Source organism: Paralteromonas sediminis (assembly GCF_003820355.1).
Lineage (GTDB): Bacteria > Pseudomonadota > Gammaproteobacteria > Enterobacterales > Alteromonadaceae > Alteromonas_F > Alteromonas_F sediminis.
The window spans coordinates 138,545-164,249 of record NZ_RPOK01000006.1 but is presented as its reverse complement, the minus strand read 5'-3'; the positions used below and the strand labels follow the sequence as shown (position 1 = coordinate 164,249).

Genomic DNA, 25,705 nt, shown 5'->3' with positions numbered 1-25,705 from the left:
TGAGCCACGATACAAACATATTTTACGCTTTTTGAGACTTTTTCGCAGATGCCTTAGCAGCTGGCTTTGGTTGCGACTTTTTTTGCATTTTAGCTTTGAGTGCAGCAAGTTCGTCATTGATCTTGTCATCTGCCTGAAGCTCTGCAAACTCATCATTAAGCGACTTTTTCCCCAAATCATAAGCCTCAACTTGAGACTCAAGGTCATCAATTTTTCGCTCATACTGGCCAAATCGTTCCATAGCAGCATCAACTTTGCCGCTATCCAGCGTTTTCTTGACCTCAAGACGCGAACTTACCGTTTTTTGACGCATAATAATCGTCTTCTGACGACTTTTAGCATCGGCTAGCTTGTCCTGTAGCTGACCAATTTCATCCTGCAACTTGGCGATTTGTTCTTCTACAATGGCTAACTCAGCTTTAAGCGCTTCAGCAGCTTCAGAGGCTTTTTGCTTTTCTTGCAAAGCCGCTCGCGCTAAATCTTCACGCTCTTTGCTGATTGCCAATTCAGCCTTCGCTTCCCAATCAGCAGCATCAGCTTCAAATTTGGCAATTTGATTGCCTATATCTTTTTTACTGGCGATGGTTTTAGCTGAAGTAGACCGAACCTCTACCAAGGTGTCTTCCATTTCTTGAATAATAAGGCGTACCATTTTTTCTGGATCTTCAGCCTTATCCAGTAGAGAATTAATGTTTGAGTTAACTATATCAGTAAAGCGCGAAAAGATTCCCATAATCTGATTCCTCTTACATATTGATGAATGGTTCATGTATTTAATCTTATTCAAATTGCTTGCCAACTCTAAAAGTATCAGTAACCCTATGTTTTAGAATGCCTTTTTCAAAAACCAAAAAACTATCGAACTGTAGAAAGGTTTAATCTACACTATTAATTAGCCATTTTGACTAAAAATTAAGGAACCTTAGTGAGTCGATTCCGTCAACAGGATAATTTGCTTGGCCAAGCCAACAGTTTTCTTGAAGTGCTTGAGCAGATATCTCACATCGCCCCGCTGGACAAACCCGTGTTAGTTATCGGGGAACGTGGTACAGGTAAAGAACTTATCGCAGCCCGTCTGCACTACCTTTCTAAACGCTGGGATCAGGCTTACCTCAAACTAAACTGCGCAGCATTGAATGAAAGCTTATTGGAATCGGAACTTTTTGGTTACGAAGCGGGTGCGTTTACTGGTGCCAGTAAACGCCGCGAGGGCCGTTTTGAAGTGGCTGACAATGGCACTTTATTTCTCGATGAACTGGCCAATACATCCGGACTTATTCAGGAAAAATTGTTAAGGGTCATTGAATATGGTGAATTTGAAAGAGTAGGAGGGAGCCGCTCGGTTAAAGTTGATGTTCGGCTTGTTGCAGCTACCAATGAAGACCTGCCAACACTGGCAGATAGTGGTGAATTTAGAGCAGACTTACTCGACAGGCTCGCTTTTGACGTGATTACCATCCCTCCACTGCGGGAAAGGCGGGAAGACATTCTTTTACTTGCTGAACACTTTGCGATCACCATGGCCCGAGAACTTGAACTTGAGCTCTTTAGTGGCTTCACCGAAAAAGCCAAGCGCATCCTTTTGGAGTATGACTGGCCCGGCAATATTAGAGAGCTCAAAAACGTTGTGGAGCGTGCAGTATATCGAAATAACAACCCTCATGTTCCCGTACACGACATTATACTTGACCCTTTTGAATCGCCTTTCAGACCAAATACACGGGTGAAAACTGCCGACAGAATAACGCCTGTAGTTCAAACACCTGAAGCCGCCAAACCCAATACAGAAAAAGATATTGAGTCCACTGACAATGTGCCCTCTCATACATTGCAACCAGCACAAAGTACGAGCTTCCCTATTGACCTTAAAAAAGCGTCGCAGGACTTTGAGATTGACCTGATAAAAGAAGCATTGGCGCATTGCCAGTACAATCAAAAACGAACGGCAGAAAAGCTTGGACTTACCTACCATCAATTGAGAGGATATCTCAAGAAATACAGTTTGCTGGACTCTGCCTCCGAGCAACCAGGTAACGAGGAATAATTTCTTTTGAAAAACGTTACATTCGGTATCGTATTGACGCTTTTGCTGTTGGGATGTACCGAACAATCTGATTGGGTGAAGGCACAAAGCGCGATTATTTACTGCTCTGAAAGCGATCCTGTTACTTTTAACCCTCAGTTAGATACAGGAGCCACCACTTCGGATGCTACAGCGCATCAAATTTATAGCCGACTATTGGACTTTGATCCTGAAACAGGTCAAATCGTTCCAGCATTAGCCAGCAGCTGGAGCATATCCAATGATGGTTTGGTGTATATATTTCAACTGCGTAAAGACGTTAACTTTCATATGACGCGTTACTTTACACCGTCAAGAACATTTAATGCTGATGATGTCATTTTCAGTTTTAATCGCTGGCGCGACCCTGCTCATCCTTACCATCGCGTTTCTGGCGGTCAGTATCCCTACTTTGATAGTTTGGGGTTAGCGGACAATATTGAAGACATAAAACGGATTAATGGCTATCGAATTGAAATACACCTCAAGCAGCGCGATAGCTCTTTTATTGCCCACCTTGCCACAGACTTTTCAGTTATCTTGTCGGCCGAGTATGGTGACCATTTACTCAGTCAGAACAAACCGGAAAAGATTGACAGATTTCCCATTGGCACAGGCCCGTTTAAGTTTGTTTCATATCAACGTGGGCAGGCTATACGTTACCGAGCCCATGCTGGCTATTGGGGGCAGACACAAACAGCTGACACCCTCATTTTTGATATCACACAAAAAAGTTCACTTCGGATGGCCAAACTGATTACTGGAGAATGTGATGCGATCGCATTTCCGTCACAGTCGGAGTTAAGTGTTATCAGGGAGAGAGCAGATTTAACTTTAACCCAGCAGCCCGCCTTAAACATTGGTTTTTGGGCTTTTAACACACAGAAGCCGCCGTTTGATAACCCTGATGTGCGACGCGCATTGGCCTACGCAATCGATAAAAACACGCTTCTTGAAACCGTTTATTTGGGCAATGCTACCCGAGCAAAGACTCTGGTACCGAGTGCAAGCTGGGCATTTCACGAATCCTCTCATGACACTGCTTATAACCCCGTGTTGTCGCGCCAATTGCTAGACCGAGCAAAAATTCCGCGCGGGTTTACCATGACGATTTGGGCGATGCCGGTAGAACGTTCTTATAACCCAAATGCAAGAAAAATGGCTGAGCTATTGCAGCAATATTTGGCCGACGTAGGTATCAATGCGCAAATCATCACCTATGATTGGAATACCTTTCGAGAAAAGCTTGGCAAAGGTGAACATCAGAGCGTGTTAATTGGTTGGTCAGCTGATAATGGCGATCCGGATAACTTTTATCGCCCTTTACTGAGCTGCGATGCCATTCCATCAGGTACTAATCGTGCAATGTGGTGCAACGAAGAATACGATCGACTTATCTACTCAGCCTTACAAACTGACGACGTCGAAGCGCGCCAGGCGATCTATGAAGACGTGAACGAACTTTTGTATGAAAACCTTCCTTTGATTCCAATTGCTCATGCATTGAGGTATCAGGTATACAGAAATGAATTGAAAGGATTGCGAATTAACCCTTATGGCGGAGTTCGTTTTGCAGGGGTCATTAAAGCACAATGATGATTTCATTTTTTCGATATGGCACCTTGTTTGTTTTAACGTTATTCTCGCTCGTATCCTTGTCTTTTTTACTGGCCCATTTGTTTCCTGGGGACCTACTTACAAATCTATCAGGTGTTGCCCCTAAAGATGAAAAAGAGCGACAGTTACTCGCAACCCTTTGGGCCGTTGACCAATCCGTTTTCTTTCGCTTTTTTCGCTATTGCTCCTTGATTTTTAGCGGCGAATGGGGCGTCAGTATCAGTTCTGGCCTTCCCCTTTATGATGAGATAAGGCGAACACTTCCCGCTACCATTGAGTTGAGTTTTTATTCTGCTGTGGTAGCAGTAGTTATCGGTGTACCTATTGGGTGCCTAGCAGGGCTTAAGTCTTACACTAAACTCGATTACACCATAAACGCAGTGGCTATCGTCAACTACTCATTACCTGTGTTTTGGTTAGGACTCGCATTTATACTCGTTTTCAGCCTACAACTTAATTGGCTACCGCTGTCTGGGCGCATATCGTTACTATTTGATATCCCCACAGTTACCGGGTTTATCCTTATTGATATTTTACTTTCTAATTCGCTGAATAAAGGTGAAGCTATCGCCAATGCCATCGCGCACCTGGCAATGCCTGTGTTGGCAGTATCGCTTATCTCTGGTGCTGCCCTTGTTAGGCTGCTTCGGCGCTCTGTGATTGATATTCTGGATAAGCCTTATATCGCGTCAGCACGTTCAAGGGGCTTATCTTCCAGTCGTATTTTCTTTGACCATGTGTTGCGCAATGCGCTACTTCCAATACTACCTTTACTGGCCATTCAGATAACAACGTTGATGACCAACGCAATCATAGTAGAAACACTTTTTTCTTGGCCTGGCATAGGCGATTGGCTATTGCAGGCTATTTATCAGGGCGATTATACCGCCATTCGTATGGGCATGCTGGTCGTTGCAGCGCTTATTGTCTCACTCACGATTTTTGTCGATATTCTAAATAGACTTGTCGATCCGAGAAAACGGATGCCTACCAATGCCACGACTTAACCTTTATCAAGAGGAGTTTCATCCCTCACCCTGGCAACAAACCTGGTTGGCTTTTAAAGCCAGTCACATTGCGCTTGCAGGGTTGATGGTACTGGCAAGTATATCGTTACTTGCGTTGCTGGCACCCGTTATTGCGCCGCACTCGCCATTGCTTCAAAACCCTGATGTACTTTTACTTCCTCCCGTATGGGACCCGAGTGGCAGCCTCACCTATCTACTCGGCACCGATGCACTGGGTAGAGATATTTTTTCACGCCTGCTTTATGCAGCGCGTACCACCCTGATAACCTCGGTTATCGTGGTCGTAGTGGCTATGCTAATTGGTGTTACTATTGGCGCAATTGCGGGCATGCTCAGAGGGGTAAGTTCATCGGTTGTAAATCACTTACTCGACTCACTGATGGCCATACCCACGCTACTCATCGCCATTGTCATTGTTGCTATTATGGGCAGTGGACTGGTCAATAGTATGTGGGCCATCACGCTCGCGCTGATTCCACAATTTGTGCACTATACTCGTAATTACGTGGGCGAAGAAATGAAAAAAGATTACATTCGTGCCTCACAATTAGACGGGTCGACGAAGCGACAGTTGTTCTTTTATTCTATTTTGCCAAATATGCTAGAAATGCTAGTCGTTCAGGGAACACTGGCATTGTCGATCGCCGTGCTCGACATCAGCGCCCTAGGATTTCTCAATTTGGGGGCACACCCGCCGAGTGTAGAGTTAGGCGCTTTATTGGCATCGAGTATCGATATTGCCTATCTGGCACCGTGGAACGTAATGCTTCCCGGCTTGTGTATTTTTTTTCTGGTATTGTCTATTAATATCGTTGGCGACGGGTTACGTTCTGCGATCCGCAAAAGGGTGAAAAACTAATGGCTTTGTTAGACATTAAAAACCTGACCCTAGAAATCCCCCATGAAGGCGACTACATTCGTGCATTGGATAAAGTTAACTTAAGTGTTAATGAAGGCGAAGTCAGAGCCCTAGTCGGCGAGTCTGGCTCGGGGAAAAGTCTCATTGTTTCTGCAGTTTCAGGCAGTATTCCAAAACACTGGCGTATCACCGCCGATCGCATGACATGGAACGGAGAAAGTTTACTTAATTTGAGCAAGTCACGTCGCCTGCAAATTATGAATGAAGACATCGCTATTGTTTTTCAAAATCCGCTGTCCTCGCTTGACCCCTCTGTGACCTTGGGTGAGCAAATTCAGGAGAGTATTCCCTCTAGACTGGTTGACGGCAAGTGGTTTTGGCAACGCAATGCAAGCCGCCGCCAAACCACCATCAAGACACTGCATAAAGTGGGGATAAGGGCACACGGTGACGTTATGCGAGCATACCCCCATGAGATGCCCTATGATGTTGGTCAACGCGTTATGCTAGCAATGGCTTTAGTTGCGCAGCCCAAAATCATTATCGCTGATGACCCCACCCGTGGCATGGAAACCACCACTAAAACACAAATTCTTAAGCTTCTTACAAGGCTGAATAAAACGCGGTCAGTGGCAATCCTATTTGTGAGCCATGATCTGCTCGCCATATCGAGTATGGCAGACACTATGACGGTACTATACTGCGGCCAAACAGTTGAATCGGGCAAAATGAAACACCTCAGAAAACGGCCATTGCATCCCTACACAAAAGCGCTAATAGACAGTGCCCCGAGCTTTCGGAATGATTTGCCGCCAAAATCTATGCTGCCTAATTTGGGAGGGTCAATTCCGACACTACAACATCTGCCCATTGGCTGTCGATTGGGCCCACGGTGTCCTCGTGCACAAAAGGCATGTGTTAATGTGCCGGGTATTCGTCATATCCATGATCACACCTACAGCTGTCATTATCCACTGCACAGGGACAAACGATGAGTAATGTATTGACCGTTGAAGACTTGGAATATCGATGTGCTGATCCAGGCTTTAAATTAGGACCGATATCGCTAGAAATCGCCCGCGGTGAATCCATCGCGATCATAGGCGAAAACCAAACGGGTAAATCATTGCTGGCAAAGCTACTTGTCGGGGCGATAGAGCCACATGGCGGGCGCATTTCGCTGCACTGTCATGATGGAAAAACAGGCCCCAGAGATCAAAGCATTCGCATGATGTTTCAATTTAGTTCGCATGCTCTCAATCCAGCGCTTTCTGTGGCTAAAATACTTGAAGAACCGCTGCTTCGAAATACCGACATGGACAAGGTATCACGTGAGCAGCTTATTGAAGAGACATTACTTAAAGTGGGCCTACTAAGGGAACATGCCTATCACTACCGGCACATGCTCTCCGATGGTCAACAACAGCGAATAGCGCTTGCTCGTGCGATTATTTTGTCTCCAAACGTATTAGTTGCCGACGAACCCTTTGCCGCTCTTGATCCTTCAATTCGCTCACAAACCGTCAACTTGCTCCTTAAACTACAAAAAGAGATGGGGTTGTCATTTGTCTTTATCAGTCATAACTTAGGTATTGTCAGGCACATTGCAGATAAAATTTTGGTTATGGATAAAGGTCAAATCATTGAGTCGGGTAAAACTGATACTGTGTTCAAATGGCCACAGCACGATATTACAAAACGGCTTATCATGTCTCACCAGTCCCTAGTCCCGCAACAAACTTTATAACAAGGCCCTGCAACGCAAGGCCTATTTAGCTAATCCTTTACCCTACTAAAGCAAGCAAAATACCTGCTGCGACTGCAGAACCGAGAACACCTGCAACATTGGGTCCCATTGCATGCATCAGTAAAAAGTTATGAGGATTGGCTTCCAGCCCAACCTTATTTACTACACGCGCAGCCATTGGTACAGCAGATACACCTGCAGCGCCAATGAGCGGATTGATATTAGTAGAGGAAAAACGCCCCAGGATTTTGGCCATTATCACGCCGGCCGCCGTCCCTATACCAAATGCAACAGCTCCTAGAGCGAGTATACCTAGTGTTTCAAGCGTTAGGAATTTCTCAGCGGATAGCCTCGAACCTACTGCAAGTCCCAAAAATATCGTAACGATATTGATAAGTTCGTTTTGTGCAGTTTTACTCAATCTGTCAACCACACCACATTCCTTCATAAGGTTGCCGAAGCAAAACATACCGACAAGGGGCGTTGCAGTGGGTAAGAATAAAATAGTCAGTAAAAGTACGGCCAAAGGGAAAAGTATTTTTTCCAACTTAGACACGTCCCGCAGTTGTGCCATTTCAATTTTCCGTTCGGCCTCAGTTGTCAGGAGCTTCATAATCGGCGGTTGAATAATAGGAACCAGCGCCATGTAAGAATAGGCAGCCACGGCGATTGCCCCCAAAAGTTCAGGTGCGAGTTTGGATGCCAAAAAGATGGCGGTTGGTCCGTCAGCCCCTCCAATTATCGCTATTGCTGAGGCATCCTGAAGGCTAAATTCGAAACCCGGCATAACATTGAGTGCAATTGCGCCAAAGAGTGTGGCAAAAATACCAAACTGCGCAGCCGCACCTAATAACAATACTCTGGGGTTAGCAATGAGCGCACCAAAATCTGTCATTGCGCCCACCCCCATAAAGATCAGTAAGGGGAAGACACCCGTGTCTATACCGACGTAATAGACATAGTGAAGCAAGCCACCTACTTCACTGAAGCCAGCTAATGGAATATTGGTAAGTATAGCTCCAAAGCCAATAGGGAAAAGCAATAACGGTTCGAATTTTTTCGCAATGGCCAGATACAACAAACCACAGCCGACTAACATCATTATGATTTGACCGAGCTCGAAGTGCGGCAGCGATGTACTTTGCCAAAGCGTAACGAATTTATCCATGACGTTATCCCAACATAATCAGTGCTTGACCCGAAGACACTGAATCGCCTTCTTTAACGTCTATCCGGCTTACTGTCCCACTAGCCTGACTGCGTATTTCAGTTTCCATTTTCATGGCTTCTAAAATAATTACAACGTCACCCTCATTAACCTGCTGGCCTGGTGCTACCATCACTTTGAAGACATTGCCAGCGAGTGGTGCCTTGATGGCAATACTCTTCTGAGATCCGATTGATTGTGCTTGGGACTCAGCAGCGACAGGTGAAGGTTGAGACTGAGATTGGGAGGTAGCTGGTACTATTGACGACAAGGTGCCTTCTGGCCCCACCGTTACTTGGTAGACTTTTCCGTCAACACTGACATCATAGGTTGCCGGGTCTGATTTTGAGGCTGAAGCATCATGTGCACTATTAACCGCTCTTTCAGGCGCGGGTTCAAAAGCGTCTGGGTTGCCCCTGTTTTGCAAAAACTTTAGTCCTATTTGAGGGAACAACGCATAGGTGAGTACATCATCAATGAGATTTTCTGCCAGCGAAAAGCCCTTTTCCTCTGACAACGCGACCACTTCCGATTCTAAAGAGGACATTTCTGGCTCCAGAAGGTCAGCAGGACGACAGGTAATCATTTCATCACCGGCTAATACTCGTTGCTGCAATGCCTCATTAACCGGAGCAGCAGGGGCACCATATTCCCCCTTCAACACGCCTGCAGTTTCTTTTGAAATACTCTTATAACGCTTACCGGTCAGCACGTTTAGCACAGCCTGCGTACCCACAATCTGCGAGGTTGGGGTTACCAACGGAATATAACCAAGATCTTCGCGAACACGTGGGATCTCTTGCAGTACTTCATCGAACTTGTCAGCTGCACCTTGCTCTTTGAGCTGATTTTCCATGTTGGTTAACATGCCTCCAGGTACTTGCGCTAGTAATATCCTGGCATCAACGCCTTTTAGGCTTCCTTCAAATTTGGCATATTTTTCTCTGACCTTTCTGAAATAAGCTGCGATAGGCGCCATTTGTTCAAGAGAAAGGCCTGTATCGCGTTCTGAGCCTTCTAGAATAGAGACCATGGTTTCCGTTGCCGTATGCCCATAAGTCATACTCATAGACGATATTGAGGTATCCAGCATATCAATACCTGCATCAACCGCTTTTTGGTAGGTTGCGGTACTCAACCCTGTTGTAGCATGACATTGCATAGCAATTGGCACGGTCACATTTTCTTTCAGCCCTCGGATTAAGCGTTCACATTCATAAGGTTTTAACAAACCTGCCATGTCTTTAATGCAGATGGAGTGCACACCCAAATCTTCAATTCTCTTAGCCATATCCAGCCAGGTAGAGAGGTTGTGCACTGGGCTTACGGTGTAAGATAAGGTGCCCTGAGCATGCGCACCACACTCAATGGCAGCGTCGACGGCCGTGCGTAAATTACGCACGTCATTCATCGCGTCAAAGATACGAAAAACATCAACGCCATTAGTATGTGCCCGCTCAACAAATTTGCTGACCACATCGTCAGCATAATGGCGATAGCCGAGCAAGTTTTGGGCGCGCAGTAACATCTGCTGTTTCGTATTGGGCATTGCTTTCTTCAATAGACGTATCCGTTCCCAGGGATCCTCGCCCAAATAGCGAATACAAGCATCAAATGTAGCTCCTCCCCAAGACTCTACCGACCAGTACCCCACTTTATCCAGCTCTTCTGCAATGGGTAGCATGTCTTCAATGCGCAATCGAGTTGCCAGCAAAGACTGGTGACCGTCACGCAGCACCAATTCTGTTAGTGCAAGAGGTTTGCTCATGATTTATCCTCGTAATTTACAGTGTTTTTTTATGGTGTAATGCGATGGCTGCTGTGATTGCCGCAATGTGCTCTGGTAGTACCTGAGTCTCTGCCATCGTCATCGTAGAGGATTCTGTCTCTTGGCGCTTATTATTGTTATTTTGAGGAATCTGATTGCAAAACCATGTTAATGCTTTAACCGCCACGATAAGAATAGCTAAAAACACGAACACCACGACCATGCCCACAAACATAAGCGTTGCCGCTTCTGTTAATTGAGCTGTTACTGCATTGGTTTCCATGATGTCTCCTTAAACATGCTGATGCACAGATTTTATCGACCGACATTGGTACCATGCAAAATGTAAAAAAACAACGTTTTAATTCACTTTACTCGCCATAATCCGACTATTTATGCATTTATACTGGTGTTTTATTCCCTAAAATACTAAAGGTCAGTGATTTTTAGTCAGAGATATCATCCTTTGAAAGAAACATGCGGAACGCATCCTGAACAGACACAAAATAAAAAGCACTAGGCGTAAAAAAACCCGCCGTAGCGGGTTTTTAGGAGGTGGCGCGTGTGGAAGGATTCGAACCTCCGACCGCCTGGTTCGTAGCCAGGTACTCTATCCAGCTGAGCTACACACGCGAAGTTTGTTTTTCATCTTTTAAAGATGGCGCGTGCGGAAGGATTCGAACCTCCGACCGCCTGGTTCGTAGCCAGGTACTCTATCCAGCTGAGCTACGCACGCGCAATAAAAACAAATGGCGGAGAGGGAGGGATTCGAACCCTCGATACGTGTAATACGTATGGTTCCTTAGCAGGGAACTGGTTTCAGCCACTCACCCACCTCTCCGGAATGTGGGAGCGAAGTTTACTGATTCACGTTGGGAAGTCAACGCTTTTTTATAGACTCTTGCGCGTCTGCCGAGTTTTTATGCAGATTGCGCAAAATCTATAAAAAAAGGCCAGTTAACTGGCCTTTTTTTTATTCGCCAGCAGTGTTTCCACTAGCTGGTGAACCACCCTTCTCAGCTTGAATTCGCATGTAGATTTCTTCGCGATGGACCGAAACTTCTTTTGGCGCATTCACACCAATTCGAACTTGGTTACCTTTGACACCTAAAACAGTGACTGTCACGTCATCACCAACCATAAGTGTTTCGCCTACTCGGCGCGTTAGTATAAGCATAATTTGCTCCTATTCCTTAGTATGGCGTCCCTTCGTTCAACGTTCAGCCGACACGACCCGGCTGACACTTCGTGTGTCCTTGTTGTTCCTCAAGTCTGCTAAAACCTGAGTCCCTTACTACGAAGTTATAATTATAGCCTATCTTTCAGCCACTCGTTAACGCTATTCAATGCTTTATCTAAATTTTCTGGATTATCACCGCCCGCTTGTGCCATATCCGGACGTCCACCGCCTTTACCGCCAACTTGAGCCGCGACAAAGTTAACCAATTCACCTGCTTTCACTGTTGTCGTCAGGTCTTTTGTTACACCGGTAATCAGACCTACTTTCGCACCATTGGCAACACCAAGCACAACCACTCCGCTTCCGATACGGTTTTTAAGATCATCCATCATAGGTCTCAACGCTTTCGACTCTACGTCTTCAAGCTTAGCAATGAGTACCTTGGTGTCGTTGATCATTTGAACGCCTGCTAGCATATCTGCTCCCTGCTGGCTGGCTAGTTTACCCTTGGCCTTTTCTATTTCCTTCTCTAACTGTTTTTGCTGGCTTTGTAAGACTTTTAGTTTGTCGACAAGAGAGTCTGCGTCAGCTTTCAACAATTGCGCTGCATTGCTTAGTTGTGTGCGTTGATTGTGAGTATACTCTAACGCCTGCGCGCCCGTAATGGCTTCAATTCTTCGCACTCCTGACGCAATGCCGCTCTCGCTAAGAATTGTGAATAGACCAATATCCCCAGTACGTTTAACGTGTGTGCCACCGCATAATTCAACGGAAAAAGGTCCCATAGACACAACTCGGACTTTTTCGTCATATTTTTCGCCAAATAAAGCCATTGCTCCCGAGGCCTTAGCTTCGTCGAGGTCCATCAGTTTGGTAGTCAACTCGTGATTCGCTCGAATTTCTTCATTGACTCTCTGTTCAACACGCTTCAGTTGTTCAGGCGTAACAGACTCGAAATGCGAAAAGTCAAAACGTAGTTTTTGCGCTTCGACCAGGGATCCTTTCTGAGTAACATGCTCGCCGAGTACCTCACGTAAGGCCGCATGTAGCAAATGCGTGGCACTGTGGTTAAGCTTTATTGCCGCTCGCTGCTCACTGTTTATCTGTGCAGATACCTTATCCCCTTTTGAGAAACGCCCTTTCACCACTCCCTTGTGCGCATAAGCATTACCCAGCTTTTGCGTATCAGAAACGATGAACATGTTGTTGCCAAAGGAAAGCACACCAGCATCGCCTACCTGACCACCTGACTCGGCATAAAAGGGTGTTTTATCCAACACGATTACACCTTCTTCACCGTCATTGATTTGATCGGTCAGTGTTTCTCCTTTAATGATATCCAGAATAACCGCTTCGCCCTGCTCATCACTGTACCCGGTGAATGCAGTGTGCGCGTCAACTGAAACCGTTTTGCTGTAATCCACGCCAAAGCTCGATGCTTGTTGCGCCCTCAGTCTCTGGGCTTGCATGGCAGACTCGAACCCTTTCTCATCTAGCGTTATATTGTGTTCACGGGCAATGTCGTTAGTCAGATCGACCGGAAAGCCATAGGTATCATAAAGTTTGAAGATGACGTCGCCTGGCAAAATGTCACCGTCAAGATCGTGAAGTGTTTCATTCAGTATCGCCATACCGCGGTCAAGCGTTTTACTGAACTGCTCTTCCTCTACTCGCAGCACTTTTTCGATTACAGGCCTTTGCTCTACAAGTTCAGGATAGGCGTCTCCCATTTGCGTACAAAGCGCATCAACCAATTTGTAGAAGAAAATGTCATTTGCACCCAGTTTATAACCATGACGCACTGCTCGTCTGATAATACGGCGTAGCACGTAACCACGGCCTTCATTGGATGGCATCACGCCGTCGCAGATTAAAAACGCACAACTGCGGATATGATCAGCAATAACGCGTAAAGACTTGTCATCTTTATTGTCAGTCCCAACTATATGGGCCGCTGCGTCAATGAGATTAACAAATAGGTCAATCTCATAGTTCGAATGCACATTTTGCAATATTGCAGAAATCCGCTCCAAACCCATTCCAGTATCAATAGACGGGGAAGGCAATGGTTGCATTGTGCCATCAGCCTGCTTGTTGTATTGCATGAAAACCAAGTTCCAGATTTCAATAAATCTGTCACCGTCTTCTTCTGGCGAACCTGGAGGGCCTCCCCAAATGTGCTCACCATGATCGTAAAAAATCTCAGAGCAAGGCCCACACGGCCCTGTATCCCCCATTGACCAGAAGTTATCAGACGTGCTGATACGGATAATCCGATCAGCCGGCACGCCAATTTTGTTTTCCCAAATGTCGAATGCTTCATCATCTTCCGAATAAACAGTCACTAGCAGCTTTTCTTTGGGCAACCCTAAGTGGTCCGTAAGAAATTGCCAGGCATATTCGATTGCTTCTTGCTTGAAGTAAGCTCCGAAGGAAAAATTGCCCAGCATCTCAAAAAACGTATGATGGCGGGCCGTATACCCAACGTTTTCAAGGTCATTGTGTTTTCCGCCGGCGCGCACGCAACGCTGAGAGCTCACAGCTCGATTGTAACTGCGCTTATCTTTGCCAAGAAATACGTCTTTAAACTGATTCATTCCGGCATTGGTAAATAATAGAGTGGGATCATCTGCCGGAACGAGCGACGAACTGGCAACCGCCTGATGGCCGTTTTGTTTAAAAAATTCTATAAACTTTTGACGTATGTCGGCAGTTGAGAGTGTCATTAACGCTACATCCTACTGGTCTGGTAAAAATTGGGCTAAAGGTATCATGGAACAGCGCATTAATCACGATATGTCATAGCATGATTAATTTCTTCTTGGGAAAACCCTCTGTAAGCGAGAAAGCGTTGTTGCTTGGCCTTTTGCTGAAGATCTGTCGCAGTTTCAATACCAAACTTTTTTTGCTTGGCTGCAAGGGCAACGGCGTACCAATCGATATCAGCTTCGTTATAGCCTTGTGAAATTATGCCATCGTCTACTTTTAGCGAAGACAAATGTGCCTTGGCTCTGCGAAACCCCTGCCCTTTGGCTGCCGTATTTCTCACAATGGTTTCTGCAAATCTTTCATCACTCTGCAAGCCGGCTTCCTGAAACTGCATGACACCGTCTATGGCCGCCTGCTCTTCGATACCTTTTTGCCTGAGTTTATCAATAAGCTCCCAAAAACCGTGTTCTCGTCTGGCCAAAAGTCGGGTGACGGTGTGACGAATAACTTTTGCTACGTCATCAGACATGGTAATGGTTATTTTCGATCTACTGGTCCATTATTTACTTATAAGGCCTTATGCAAATAAAACAACACCACTCAATTAGCGAATTCACAAAAGACCAATGGCAAACGCTTTGTCACGGGGCAGGGCCGTTCTTGTCTTACGACTTTCTATTGGCACTCGAGACCAGCGGTTCGGTTGGTTCAGAGACAGATTCTGCGTTAGAAACTGGGTGGAGTACGCTTTTTATTTCTATTTGGGAAGGTCAAACGCTACTGGGAGTAGTACCGGGTTACCTGAAGTTGGATAGCTATGGCGAGTACGTGTTTGACCACGCATGGGCAAACGCTTACGCGCAATATGGCTTACACTACTACCCCAAGTGGGTGGCGGCTATCCCTTTTACCCCTGTTACGGCCGCTAAATTACTTACCTGCTACGGCATATCGTTATCAAAGCTGACTGCGGCGCTTAGAGAGTTCGAACGCGAAAACACGTTTTCATCAATGCACGTTTTGTTCTGTCAGCCAGAGGAACAAGAAGCACTCTGTCATATTAATTATTTGCGACGTTTTTCTGTCCAATTTCAGTGGCACAATAAGCACTACAGTGATTTTGACCACTACTTATCTATGTTTACATCGCGAAAGCGTAAAGACATTCGAAAAGAAAGAGCCCGTACTCAGGCACAAGTTGAACTACACCGTGTAACGGGAAAAGACATCACGTCAGACTTGCAACACCATTTCTACCAGTGCTACCGACAGACGTATTTAAAACGCAGTGGGCATGAGGGTTATCTCACTGAAACATTTTTTAACACAATTTTTTCTGAGATGAGTGACAAGATACTTCTGGTCTATGCTAAGCAACAAGGCAGACTGGTAGCGAGCTCACTTTTCTTGTTCGATCAATCAGGCTTATATGGGCGTTATTGGGGGGCGCTTGAGCACGTGGATGGGCTGCATTTTGAAGCTTGTTACTATCAAGGTATTGAATTTGCCATTGAACGTGGTTTACCTTTGTTCAATCCTGGAACGCAAGGTGAACATAAATTGCTGCGTGGCTTTGAACCTTTGGTCTGTTATTCTGCCCATCGACTGAAAGATCCTCGCTTTCACTCAGCCGTATCAGATTTTTTGTTAAGAGAGAAACCCGCTATTGCGCGTTATTATGAACAAGCTGAGTTGGCGTTACCTTTTAACGCATCATTTATGGAAGCAAGAACGGCACTAGACCGGCTGCATCCACTATTAATAACAGAACAAAAAGAGACAGAGAACCTATGACAAACAAACACATTATTGCCACTTGCATCGCTGCTGCACTGGGGCTAGCAGGTTGTAGTCAACCACAAACAAGTGAAGAGCAAGTGGCATCTGCACCCGCTCCAGTAGAAGCTGCTGCGCCAGAGCTGGGCACCTTCGGCGTTGATTTAACAGCGCGCAATGAAGCCGTAAAACCCGGTGATGACTTTTTTATGTATGCGAGTGGCACTTGGTATGACAATTATGAGCTACCCGCAGACAAAACCCGCTTTGGCGCATTCACTGCATTGGCAGACAGAAGCGAAGCGCAAGTTAAGGCCATTGTAGAAGAGTTAGTTGATAAGACAGACTTAACCGCAGAAGAGAAACTGGTTAAAGACTTCTACACAGCGTATATGGATGTTGAGACAATAAACGCAAAAGGCATTGCGCCTATCCAAGGCACGCTGGATAAAATCAGTAATATTGACAGTATTACCGCACTAACAGAAGTTTTCGGTGAAGCTTGGCTCAAAAGTACTAACACACCTATCTGGGGTGGCCTATGGTATAACCGCCTTGATCCTAATGAATACCAGCTCAGCGTGGGCGTGGGTGGTATCGGCTTACCCGATCGCGATTACTATTTGAGTGAAGATCAACGTTTTGTTGATATCCGCGCCGCTTATCTTACCCACATTGAAAAAATGCTTGGTTTTGCCGGTGTCGAGAATGCTGCAGAGCAAGCGGCCACTATTCTCGCGTTAGAAACGCGAATTGCTGAGGCTCAGTGGCCTCGAGAGAAGCGCCGTAACCGCGACCTCACGCTTAACCAGATTGAACGTAGTAAATTAACCGATGACTACGCTAACTTCGACTGGGATACGTTTTTTGCATCTTCGGGTCTGAAGGTTCCACACTTGAACATTTCTCAACCTGAACCTGTCAGAGATGTTATCAAAATTATCAACACAACACCGTTGGATGATTGGAAAGCTTATCTGACCTATCACACCATTAGCAACAATGCTTCCTTGCTAGCAGAAGAGGTATACAACACCAGCTTCGACTTCCAGGGACGCACCCTGTATGGTCAGCAAGAGCCTAGACCGCGGTGGAAGCGTGCTATTGCACAAATGTCTGGGACCGAGTCGCTAGGCTTTGCTATAGGTAAGATCTATGTTGACAAACACTTCCCTGAGAGCTCAAAAACTCAAATGGCAGAATTGGTAGAGAATTTGCGTACCGCTTTGGGACAACGCATTGATTCACTTGACTGGATGGGAGAAGAAACCAAGAAAAGTGCGCGCGAAAAATTGGCTGCGTTCAACCCCAAAATTGGTTATCCGGATGTTTGGGTTAGTTTGGAGGGGTTAGAAATCTCACCAGATAATCTGGTACAAAACGTTGAAAACCTGAGACAGTTCTTCCAGAACAAAGACATTGAAAATGAGCTTAAGCCAACTGATAGGAATCGTTGGGGTATGACACCGCAGCGCGTTAACGCATATTACAACGCGTCTTTCAATGAGATCGTATTCCCGGCAGCGATATTGCAACCACCCTTTTTCGATCCTAATGCAGATCCTGCAGTAAACTACGGCGCCATTGGTGCGGTTATCGGTCATGAAATGGGGCATGGTTTTGATGACCAAGGTTCTAAATCTGACGCGAATGGTATCCAGCGTAACTGGTGGACCGAAGAAGACAGAGCCGCTTTCGAAGCGCGTACTGATAAATTAGTCGAGCAGTACAGCCAGTATTCACCGATTGAAGGCAACTTTGTCAACGGACAAAATAGCTTGGGTGAAAATATTGGTGATGTCGGTGGTTTAGCCATGGCCTACCATGCTTACAAGCTAAGCCTCAATGGAAAAGAAGCCCCTGTGATTGATGGTGTGACTGGTGATCAGCGCTTCTTCCTAGCATGGGCGCAAGTGTGGAAAGAAAAACGCACAGAACAAAGTATGCTTAATCAGCTTCGCGCAGGGACACACGCACCGGGTCGTTTCAGAGCCCAGGCGCCTAGAAACCATGATGCGTGGTATGAAGCGTTTAACGTACAACCGGGTGATGAGCTTTATTTAGCGCCCGAAGATCGCGTACGTATATGGTAATACTAGGTTAATCCACCTACAATGGTGGTCATTTAGAAATCAGGGATCTGTCAATACAGGTCCCTTTTTTTTAACTTTATTCGTTATTGAGCAGAATCACTGAATGATACTTATGCATCGTCGTATTTATACATTGCTATTGTGTTTGGCATTGTCAATGCCCACGGTGGCTTATGGTGCCTCATTAAATGTTGTATTTCTCAATCCCGGTCACCCAACCGGTGATAAATCCGGCGCATTTTGGTCTAACGTTGATAAGTTTATGCGTGCTGCAGCCAGCGACCTCGATATTGAGCTCACCATACTTCACGCAGAGCGAAATCATTTAGCCATGAAGCGGCTTGCTGATGAGGTGCACAAATACGCGCCTGACTATGCAATTGTTGTTAACGAAAAAGGCGTCGGCACCGACCTTCTTGCTAGGATCGCTCAAAGAAACATTCCGGTGTTTTTTTTGCTAAACACGCTAAATCAGACAGACATTGCCGCTTTAAAACGACATGAAAAGGCGCTTATTGCGGGTAGCCTTATCCCAAATAACCATAGTGCGGGAAAAGCCCTCATGGGTGCGTTGGTCAGGACTCACAGAAAAAAAACCGGACATGTTGGCAACCTCAATACAATTGCGTTATTGGGCGACTACACATCCCCCGCGGCATTGGAACGTCAACAAGGTATGCTGAGCTATATGAGTGAAAACAGCAATCTTGCTCTCATAGATGCTACCGTTGCTAATTGGTCCGAACGAGAAGGCTACAATAAGACAAGGGGCTTGCTTAAGCGCGAGCGAATTGACCTCATTTGGTCTGCTAATGACGCTATTGCGACTGGAGCCAGCCGGGCAGTAAAATCATCGGGTAGTAAACACAAGATCACCATAGGTGGATTTAATTGGGACAAGCGCAGCGAAAAATACCCAATCGATATTTCGTTTGGCGGACACGTAACCTTGGGTGCAAAAGCGCTCGTTATGCTAAAGGACCTTCACCAAGGATTGTTGACGCAATGTGAACGTCATATTGTGATGGATGTGTTTAAACCACTGAGTACCGATGAACTGGACGCGTTTCACAAAAATACGACACCCAATAACCTCGACACGTTTAATTTTGAGCGTTTCAGCAAAACCAGTACCGCATACAGCGAGTTTGATATTGATGTGTTTGTGACTCGCCATTACCCCACAGCACAAGAACAGCCACCGCGATTATCATGCGAATAGCGTTCAAGCTGACACGGGGGAGGCTCCCCCGCTACAAAGCTTAATCAGAAAGATTAGGCGCTAGCCACTTCTCTGCTTCTTCTACCGACCACCCTTTGCGCTGCGCGTAATCCTGCAATTGGTCCTGCTGTATTTTTGCTACAGCAAAGTACCTAGACTGCGGATGAGAAAAGTACCAACCAGAAACGGATGCACCTGGGAACATTGCATAGCTCTCCGTCAGCGACATGCCTGTATGCTTTTCTGCGTCTAGTAAATCCCATATCAGCTGCTTCTCTGTATGTTCAGGACAAGCAGCATAACCTGGAGCAGGACGGATGCCCTGATATTTTTCGCGGATGAGGTCTTCATTGGAAAGGTCTTCATTGGGCGAAAATCCCCAGTAGACTTTGCGCACCTGCTCATGCAAATATTCAGCAAAAGCTTCGGCCAATCGATCAGCCACGGCTTTAACCATGATGGCATTGTAATCGTCACCTTGTGCTTCATAGTAGGCCGCTAATTCGTTTTCGCCTATGCCTGCAGTTACCGCAAACGCACCTATATAGTCATTAATTCCGCTCTCTTTCTGGGCAATAAAATCACTCAGGCAGTAATTCGCAAACTCGCTTTTTTCGGTTTGCTGACGCAAATGATGGGCCACGCCGAGCACGGAGTTTCTGGAATCATCAGCGTAGATCTGAATATCATCACCAACCCTGGCTGCATCAAACAAACCAATTACCCCTTTGGCTTCAAGTGACTGGTCGGCTATTACTTTATCAAGCATATTGTTGGCATCAGCAAATAACTTTTTCGCCTCTTCACCCACTATCTCATCTTCTAAAATACGTGGATACTTACCCGCCAAAGACCAGGTCAGGAAAAAAGGGGTCCAGTCAATGTAATGGCGAAGCGTATCTAAAGACACTGAGACAGGTGTTACACCCAACTTATTGGGCTTTACGGGCTGTTGTGAAAAGTCAGGCAAAAACGCATTTTTCCGGGCAGATTCAAGCGAAACAGCTTTGCTTCTGGGCCGTTTCCTGGCGTGTTGTTCACGCACTTTGTCGTATTCTTTTTTAAGCTCCTCGCCGTAAATTCGTCGCGACTCGGCGTTGAGTAACTTTTGACAGACTCCCACAGCTCTACTGGCATTGGGTACATACGCAACAGGATGATCGTAGTTCTGCTCAATTTTTACCGCTGTATGCGCCTTTGACGTGGTCGCACCGCCTATTAATAGAGGCAAATCAAAATTCTGCCGCTGCATTTCTTTGGCTACATGAACCATTTCATCCAAAGACGGAGTAATTAACCCCGACAAACCAATCATATCGACATTTTCGTCTTTGGCTTTTTGTAAAATGGTTGCTGCGGGAACCATTACCCCCAGATCAACAACCTCAAAGTTGTTACATTGCAAGACCACGCCAACAATATTTTTACCTATATCATGTACGTCACCTTTCACCGTCGCCAACAGAATTTTTCCATTGCTCTTTGTCTCTTCTGTTTTTTCTGCTTCGATAAATGGCTGAAGATGGGCTACAGCTTTTTTCATTACCCTGGCCGACTTGACCACTTGAGGTAAAAACATTTTCCCTTCACCGAATAAATCTCCCACTACGTTCATACCGTCCATCAAAGGACCTTCTATTACGTGCAGTGGTTTTTCTGCTTCAAGGCGAGCCGCTTCTGTGTCTTCAATAATGTAGTCGGTAATACCCTTTACCAATGAGTGTTCAAGTCTTTTATTTACTGGAAGTTCACGCCAGCTAAGGTCCTCTTTTACCTGCGCTTTGCCATCGCCTTGATACTTAGGCGCTAAATCAAGCAACCTCTCGGTGGCCTGTGGGTGGCGATTTAAGATAACGTCTTCGACAGCGTCCCTAAGCTCAGTTGGAATTTCGTCATAGACTTCCAGTTGCCCAGCATTAACGATACCCATGTCCATGCCAGCTCTGATAGCGTGATATAAAAACACAGAATGCATGGCTTCTCGTACGGGGTTATTACCCCTAAACGAAAAAGAAATATTGGACAATCCACCTGACACATGAACATAAGGACAGGTTCTTTTTATTTCACGTGTTGCCTCTATAAAATCAACGGCATAATTATCATGTTCTTCAATACCAGTTGCTACCGCAAAGATATTAGGGTCGAAGATAATGTCTTCAGCAGGGAAATTAACTTGTTCTGTTAAAAGTTTATAACTGCGTTGGCAAATCTCTACTTTACGAGCCTGCGTATCTGCTTGCCCCTTTTCGTCGAAAGCCATCACTACAGTAGCAGCACCGTAACGCTTTATGAGTTTGGCTTGATTCAAAAATAGCGCTTCACCTTCTTTAAGACTGATCGAGTTAACAATGGCTTTGCCCTGCACACATTTCAAACCGGCTTCGATCACTTCCCATTTGGAGCTGTCTATCATAATGGGCACACGACTTATGTCTGGCTCAGAAGCAATCAGATTTAAAAAAGTTCGCATGGCCTCAACAGAATCAAGCATTGCTTCATCCATATTGATATCAATAACCTGCGCGCCGTTTTCAACTTGCTGACGAGCAACGTCTAATGCCGTTTCGTAGTCTCCCTCTAAGATGAGACGTTTAAACTTTGCTGAACCTGTAACGTTTGTGCGTTCACCCACATTGACGAACGTAGAAAAACCTTCATTCATGTCAGACTCCTAATGCACGAAAGGTTCAAGGCCAGATAAGCGCATTCGCTTGTCCAGAGTGGGCACCTGTCTTGGTGCAAGGCTGGCAACCACCTTGGCAATAGCACTTATATGCTCAGGTGTACTGCCGCAACAGCCCCCAACGATATTAACCAAGCCTGATTCGACCCATTCTTTTATATGCACCGCCATTTCATTGGGCGTCATATCATATTCGCCAAATTCATTGGGAAGACCTGCATTAGGGTGAGCTGATACCAAACACTCAGAAACATTTGCTATTTCTTCGACATATTGTCTTAACAAGTCGGGACCAAGTGCACAGTTGAGTCCAAATGAAGCGGGTTCAATGTGACGCATGGAGTAGTAAAAGGCTTCAGCAGTCTGACCTGACAACGTTCTGCCAGAGGCATCGGTTATCGTGCCTGAAATCATTACCGGTAACTCGCATTGCCTCTCTTCAAACACACTATCTACGGCAAACGCCGCAGCTTTTGCATTCAAGGTATCAAATATAGTTTCTATCAAAATGCAGTCAACGCCCCCATCAATAAGAGCTAGAGTCGACTCTTTATATGCATCAACCAATTGGTCAAAGGTAACGTTGCGCTTGCCAGGATCATTCACATCAGGCGAAATAGACGCAGTTTTGCTGGTTGGACCCAGTACACCAGCAACAAACCTAGGTTTATCAGGCGTTTTAGACGTGTATAAATCCGCAGCCTCCCTCGCCAGTCTGGCGGCAGCCAGATTAATCTCTTTCGAGAGGGCTTGCATATCGTAGTCTGCCATGGAAATCGTGGTGGCATTGAAGGTATTGGTTTCTATAATGTCTGCACCCGCCTCCAAATAATCGCAATGGATTTGTCGTATTACGTCGGGTTGTGTTATCGCTAATAAGTCATTATTGCCTTTGATATCACAGTGCCAATCTGCATATTGATGACCACGGTAGTCATTTTCTTCAAGTTTGTGACGCTGGATCATGGTGCCCATGGCACCATCAAGGATCAAAATTCGCTTCTTGGCTTGTTCTACCAGGTCAGCTTTACTACTTGCTTTTGTCACTCTCAGCCTCATTGTCTGTTTTTGGATTCAGTGTTGCCAAATCATACGGTGTCGTTTGATATACGTAGTAATTTAGCCAATTAGTATAAAGCAGTGTGCCGTGAGACCGCCATGTTACTTTGGGCTCGCACTTAGGATCGTCTGCCTCAAAGTAATTACAGGGGATCTGTGGTGACAACCCCTGCCCTAAATCACGCACATATTCATCCCGTAAAGTTTCAGGATCATACTCAGGGTGACCCGTTATCATTACAGTTCGTTTGTTTTTTGACGCAACAATATAAGCACCCGCTTCTTCAGAACACGCCAAAACATCAAGACCTTTGACGTTTGCATATGTTGTAGGACTTATCTCTCCATAGCGAGAGTGTGGTGCATAAAAGACAGAGTCGAAGCCTCTCATTAACTCATTATGTGGCGCGAGCACCTTATGTGGGTACACGCCAGAAAGTTTCTCCTCGCGCAATTGACGATTAATACCATAAAAGTGGTACATGGCGGCATGTGCAGCCCAACACAAATAAAGTGTAGATTGAACGTGCCGTTGGGACCAGTCAAAAACTGCTTTGATTTTGTCCCAGTATTTGACCTCTTCGTAAGGCAGCAGTGCCAAGGGTGCACCAGTAATAATAAGACCGTCATACCTTTTATGTGCGATATCTTCAAAAAGAGTGTAAAACGCATCCATGTGCGACTGCGGAGTGTGCTTAGGAGCTTGATCATCTATGCGGATCAGGTCCACATTAATTTGCAGCGGTGTATTGGAAAGAAGACGTAATAACTGTACTTCTGTTTCAATTTTATTTGGCATCAAATTCAGGATCCCCACCTCAAGCGGTCGAATATCTTGAGTGGCAGCACGACCTGAATCCATGGCAAAAATATTCTCTTTTAAGAGGATATCTTGAGCCGGAAGCTGCTCGGGAATACGAATAGGCATAGCGAAAGTCCCTTGTTAACAATGGACGCCATTGTCGCCAAACCACATTAAAAGTCAACTTTTTTACGTCTAGACGTCTAAACTTCTCAAGCTGTCTTATGCTTTTGGTGTATATAGGTTTACCAGCATTTGTGCTTCTGCGAACGGTAATTCACAGGCAGAGGCAATTTCTTCTGCTGATGCATTGTCTTGCGCCATGGTTGCTGCCTTCTGATACAGCTTTATTTGGGGGTCATTGGGAGCCTGTTCTCGCACTTGTCCTTCCAAAGATTCAATTCTTTGATGCAAAGGCGTAACAGATTGGTGAAGTGTCATCAAAGCGGCGTGACTTTCTTCAACACGCAGTTGTGCCTCTTGACACATTGACGTTAAATCATCAATCGTAGTTTGATGCTGATTCAAAGCCTGTTTTAGCATAGCGTTAACGGCTTTGAGCTTAAACAGGGTAAAAACAGTAATTACCAGCGCAGCACTTGCCAAAACAAATGCTGCCACCAGTACATGAGAAGACGCAATCACAGATTACTGATCTCGTCCCACTCTTCGTCGCTTAGCAATTTGTTCAAATCAACCAGGATGAGCAGTTCACCCTCTCTGTTGCTAACACCTTGAATGAACTTAGCGCTTTCCTCGGTTCCGACATTTGGCGCGCTGTCGATTTCAGAAGAACGCAGATAAACCACCTCGGCAACACTGTCCACTAGAATGCCTACTACCTGCTCATCTGACTCTATGATAACGATACGGGTGTTGTCCGTTATCTCTGTAGAATCGAGACCAAAACGTGCGCGCGTGTCGATTACAGTGACAACATTGCCACGCAAGTTAATGATGCCAAGTACATAATCTGGCGCGCCTGGCACAGGGGCAATTTCAGTGTATCGCAATACCTCTTGTACCTGCATTACATTGATACCGTAAGTTTCCTCGCCTAGGCGATAGGTTACCCACTGCAGTATCTCATCGTTACTATCACTCATCGGGTTTGTATTTCTATCGTCACTCATTTACTCGACTCCCGTTTAATCTTGCGCATCGTCTCTGCCCAACCCTCTGTTAAGCATAGATATTAACTGATAAACATCAATTAACGCACACATTCTTTCTTTGACCATACCTGCCAACCATGGTCGCTTAGTATCATTTTGTCGCCACTTTACATCACTCTTTTGCAAAGTCACCGTATTCACTAGCTTGTCACTGGCCAGCCCCCATTGACTGTCAGAGAGCATAATCAAATATTGATAGTCCAGCGAGTCCTGAAGTTTAGCAGTTACTTTCTCAGGCATAACCCACTTAGCAGTATCAACCACACTGAGTTTTTCATCTCTATGCAGCATGACCCCCATAAACCAATCCGGCTTGCCAAACAAAGGGCCCACCTTTTCTAACCGATGAATCCCCCCTAAAGTAATGAGCGGAACAGCCATCGTAAGACCAGCGACTTCAAAAAACAGGGCTTGAAAGGTCTCTTCCAAGGCGTCGGCAACGGGCTGAGTTACAACGGGCACGGGCTCCTGCGTGACCTGTTCATTTGCCTCAGGAACCTCTGTAATAACAGGCTCTTCGTGTATATCTGACACAGGCTGTGGCGGTTCTGGCGGAGCCTCGACAGGTACAGGAATATCAATGAGCTCTGCACTAGCCAGTAACTTTGCAGCGTTAACCTGATGTTCTTCTACGTCATCATGCCCAGCAAGCAAGCTCTCCAAGTACGCTTCCATAACCTCTTCTTTAGCGAAGGATGATTGCTTTCCCATGATG

At 45.7% G+C, this 25,705-nt stretch carries 22 protein-coding genes and 3 tRNA genes; 9 read left to right on the top strand and 16 right to left on the bottom strand.

Going from position 1 to position 25,705, the window contains the following annotated elements:
* Nucleotides 1-22: 22 nt before the first annotated feature.
* Nucleotides 23-733, bottom strand: a complete 711-nt coding sequence (pspA, locus tag DRW07_RS17130) for a phage shock protein PspA (protein ID WP_124029172.1) — start codon at nt 731-733, stop codon at nt 23-25.
* Nucleotides 734-925: 192 nt separating this feature from the next.
* On the opposite strand from pspA, the gene pspF reads away from it, so the two are divergent.
* The 6 genes from pspF to DRW07_RS17100 are packed head-to-tail and all read left to right on the top strand — an operon-like array spanning nt 926 to nt 7,313.
* The gene (gene pspF, locus DRW07_RS17125; protein ID WP_124029171.1) at nt 926-2,044 is read left to right on the top strand and encodes a phage shock protein operon transcriptional activator; all 1,119 of its coding nucleotides are present in this window, start codon (nt 926-928) and stop codon (nt 2,042-2,044) included.
* 6 nt (nt 2,045-2,050) lie between these two features.
* Complete coding sequence (locus DRW07_RS17120) at nt 2,051-3,658, top strand: ABC transporter substrate-binding protein (RefSeq protein WP_124029170.1); 1,608 nt, start codon at nt 2,051-2,053, stop codon at nt 3,656-3,658.
* The gene (locus DRW07_RS17115) at nt 3,655-4,686 is read left to right on the top strand and encodes an ABC transporter permease (RefSeq protein WP_124029169.1); all 1,032 of its coding nucleotides are present in this window, start codon (nt 3,655-3,657) and stop codon (nt 4,684-4,686) included. Before DRW07_RS17120 ends, DRW07_RS17115 begins: the two co-directional genes overlap by 4 nt.
* Nucleotides 4,673-5,566 (top strand): ABC transporter permease subunit, encoded by an 894-nt coding sequence (locus DRW07_RS17110; protein WP_124029168.1) that lies wholly within the window; start codon nt 4,673-4,675, stop codon nt 5,564-5,566. Before DRW07_RS17115 ends, DRW07_RS17110 begins: the two co-directional genes overlap by 14 nt.
* On the top strand, nt 5,566-6,561 hold the full coding sequence (locus tag DRW07_RS17105) for an oligopeptide/dipeptide ABC transporter ATP-binding protein (protein ID WP_124029167.1): 996 nt from the start codon (nt 5,566-5,568) through the stop codon (nt 6,559-6,561). The genes DRW07_RS17110 and DRW07_RS17105 overlap by 1 nt, the downstream gene beginning before the upstream one ends.
* The gene (locus DRW07_RS17100) at nt 6,558-7,313 is read left to right on the top strand and encodes an ATP-binding cassette domain-containing protein (protein WP_124029166.1); all 756 of its coding nucleotides are present in this window, start codon (nt 6,558-6,560) and stop codon (nt 7,311-7,313) included. Before DRW07_RS17105 ends, DRW07_RS17100 begins: the two co-directional genes overlap by 4 nt.
* Nucleotides 7,314-7,350: 37 nt before the next feature.
* Here DRW07_RS17100 and DRW07_RS17095 read toward each other — a convergent pair whose 3' ends face one another.
* The 9 genes from DRW07_RS17095 to DRW07_RS17055 form a co-directional block, all read right to left on the bottom strand.
* On the bottom strand, nt 7,351-8,481 hold the full coding sequence (locus DRW07_RS17095) for a sodium ion-translocating decarboxylase subunit beta (RefSeq protein ID WP_124029165.1): 1,131 nt from the start codon (nt 8,479-8,481) through the stop codon (nt 7,351-7,353).
* A 4-nt stretch (nt 8,482-8,485) separates the two neighbouring features.
* Nucleotides 8,486-10,288: a sodium-extruding oxaloacetate decarboxylase subunit alpha gene (oadA, locus tag DRW07_RS17090; RefSeq protein WP_124029164.1), complete on the bottom strand. Its 1,803-nt coding sequence runs from the start codon at nt 10,286-10,288 to the stop codon at nt 8,486-8,488.
* A gap of 16 nt (nt 10,289-10,304) precedes the next feature.
* Complete coding sequence (locus tag DRW07_RS17085; protein ID WP_124029163.1) at nt 10,305-10,571, bottom strand: OadG family transporter subunit; 267 nt, start codon at nt 10,569-10,571, stop codon at nt 10,305-10,307.
* 273 nt (nt 10,572-10,844) lie between these two features.
* Nucleotides 10,845-10,921 (bottom strand) — tRNA-Arg (locus DRW07_RS17080).
* Nucleotides 10,922-10,947: 26 nt separating this feature from the next.
* A tRNA-Arg gene (locus DRW07_RS17075) sits at nt 10,948-11,024 on the bottom strand.
* 14 nt (nt 11,025-11,038) lie between these two features.
* Nucleotides 11,039-11,129, bottom strand: a tRNA-Ser gene (locus tag DRW07_RS17070).
* 132 nt (nt 11,130-11,261) lie between these two features.
* Nucleotides 11,262-11,465: a carbon storage regulator CsrA gene (gene csrA, locus DRW07_RS17065; protein ID WP_124029162.1), complete on the bottom strand. Its 204-nt coding sequence runs from the start codon at nt 11,463-11,465 to the stop codon at nt 11,262-11,264.
* A 131-nt stretch (nt 11,466-11,596) separates the two neighbouring features.
* Nucleotides 11,597-14,194, bottom strand: coding sequence for an alanine--tRNA ligase (gene alaS, locus DRW07_RS17060; protein WP_124029161.1), 2,598 nt, complete (start codon nt 14,192-14,194; stop codon nt 11,597-11,599).
* 59 nt (nt 14,195-14,253) lie between these two features.
* Nucleotides 14,254-14,706, bottom strand: a complete 453-nt coding sequence (locus DRW07_RS17055; RefSeq protein ID WP_124029160.1) for a regulatory protein RecX — start codon at nt 14,704-14,706, stop codon at nt 14,254-14,256.
* Nucleotides 14,707-14,756: 50 nt separating this feature from the next.
* Between DRW07_RS17055 and DRW07_RS17050 the strand changes: the two genes are divergently transcribed.
* From DRW07_RS17050 to DRW07_RS17040, 3 genes are all read left to right on the top strand, one after another.
* The gene (locus DRW07_RS17050) at nt 14,757-15,971 is read left to right on the top strand and encodes a GNAT family N-acetyltransferase (protein WP_124029159.1); all 1,215 of its coding nucleotides are present in this window, start codon (nt 14,757-14,759) and stop codon (nt 15,969-15,971) included.
* Nucleotides 15,968-18,046: a M13 family metallopeptidase gene (locus DRW07_RS17045; protein ID WP_124029158.1), complete on the top strand. Its 2,079-nt coding sequence runs from the start codon at nt 15,968-15,970 to the stop codon at nt 18,044-18,046. The genes DRW07_RS17050 and DRW07_RS17045 overlap by 4 nt, the downstream gene beginning before the upstream one ends.
* 112 nt (nt 18,047-18,158) lie before the next feature.
* Nucleotides 18,159-19,268, top strand: a complete 1,110-nt coding sequence (locus DRW07_RS17040; RefSeq protein WP_165870543.1) for an ABC transporter substrate-binding protein — start codon at nt 18,159-18,161, stop codon at nt 19,266-19,268.
* Nucleotides 19,269-19,308: 40 nt separating this feature from the next.
* Here the strand turns inward: DRW07_RS17040 and metH are convergent, their stop codons facing one another.
* The 6 genes from metH to DRW07_RS17010 all read right to left on the bottom strand — a co-directional run bounded on the left by metH (nt 19,309) and on the right by DRW07_RS17010 (nt 25,701).
* Nucleotides 19,309-21,933, bottom strand: coding sequence for a methionine synthase (gene metH / locus DRW07_RS17035; RefSeq protein ID WP_124029156.1), 2,625 nt, complete (start codon nt 21,931-21,933; stop codon nt 19,309-19,311).
* Nucleotides 21,934-21,942: 9 nt separating this feature from the next.
* On the bottom strand, nt 21,943-23,013 hold the full coding sequence (locus tag DRW07_RS17030) for a homocysteine S-methyltransferase family protein (RefSeq protein ID WP_124029155.1): 1,071 nt from the start codon (nt 23,011-23,013) through the stop codon (nt 21,943-21,945).
* Complete coding sequence (metA, locus tag DRW07_RS17025) at nt 22,985-23,941, bottom strand: homoserine O-acetyltransferase MetA (protein ID WP_124029154.1); 957 nt, start codon at nt 23,939-23,941, stop codon at nt 22,985-22,987. Before metA ends, DRW07_RS17030 begins: the two co-directional genes overlap by 29 nt.
* Before the next feature lie 96 nt (nt 23,942-24,037).
* Complete coding sequence (locus DRW07_RS17020) at nt 24,038-24,460, bottom strand: DUF2802 domain-containing protein (RefSeq protein WP_124029153.1); 423 nt, start codon at nt 24,458-24,460, stop codon at nt 24,038-24,040.
* A complete protein-coding gene (locus DRW07_RS17015; protein WP_124029152.1) occupies nt 24,457-24,948 on the bottom strand; it encodes a chemotaxis protein CheW in 492 nt (163 codons plus the stop codon). The genes DRW07_RS17020 and DRW07_RS17015 overlap by 4 nt, the downstream gene beginning before the upstream one ends.
* A gap of 15 nt (nt 24,949-24,963) precedes the next feature.
* Nucleotides 24,964-25,701, bottom strand: coding sequence for a chemotaxis protein CheW (locus DRW07_RS17010; protein ID WP_124029151.1), 738 nt, complete (start codon nt 25,699-25,701; stop codon nt 24,964-24,966).
* Between the last annotated feature and the right edge of the window lie 4 nt (nt 25,702-25,705).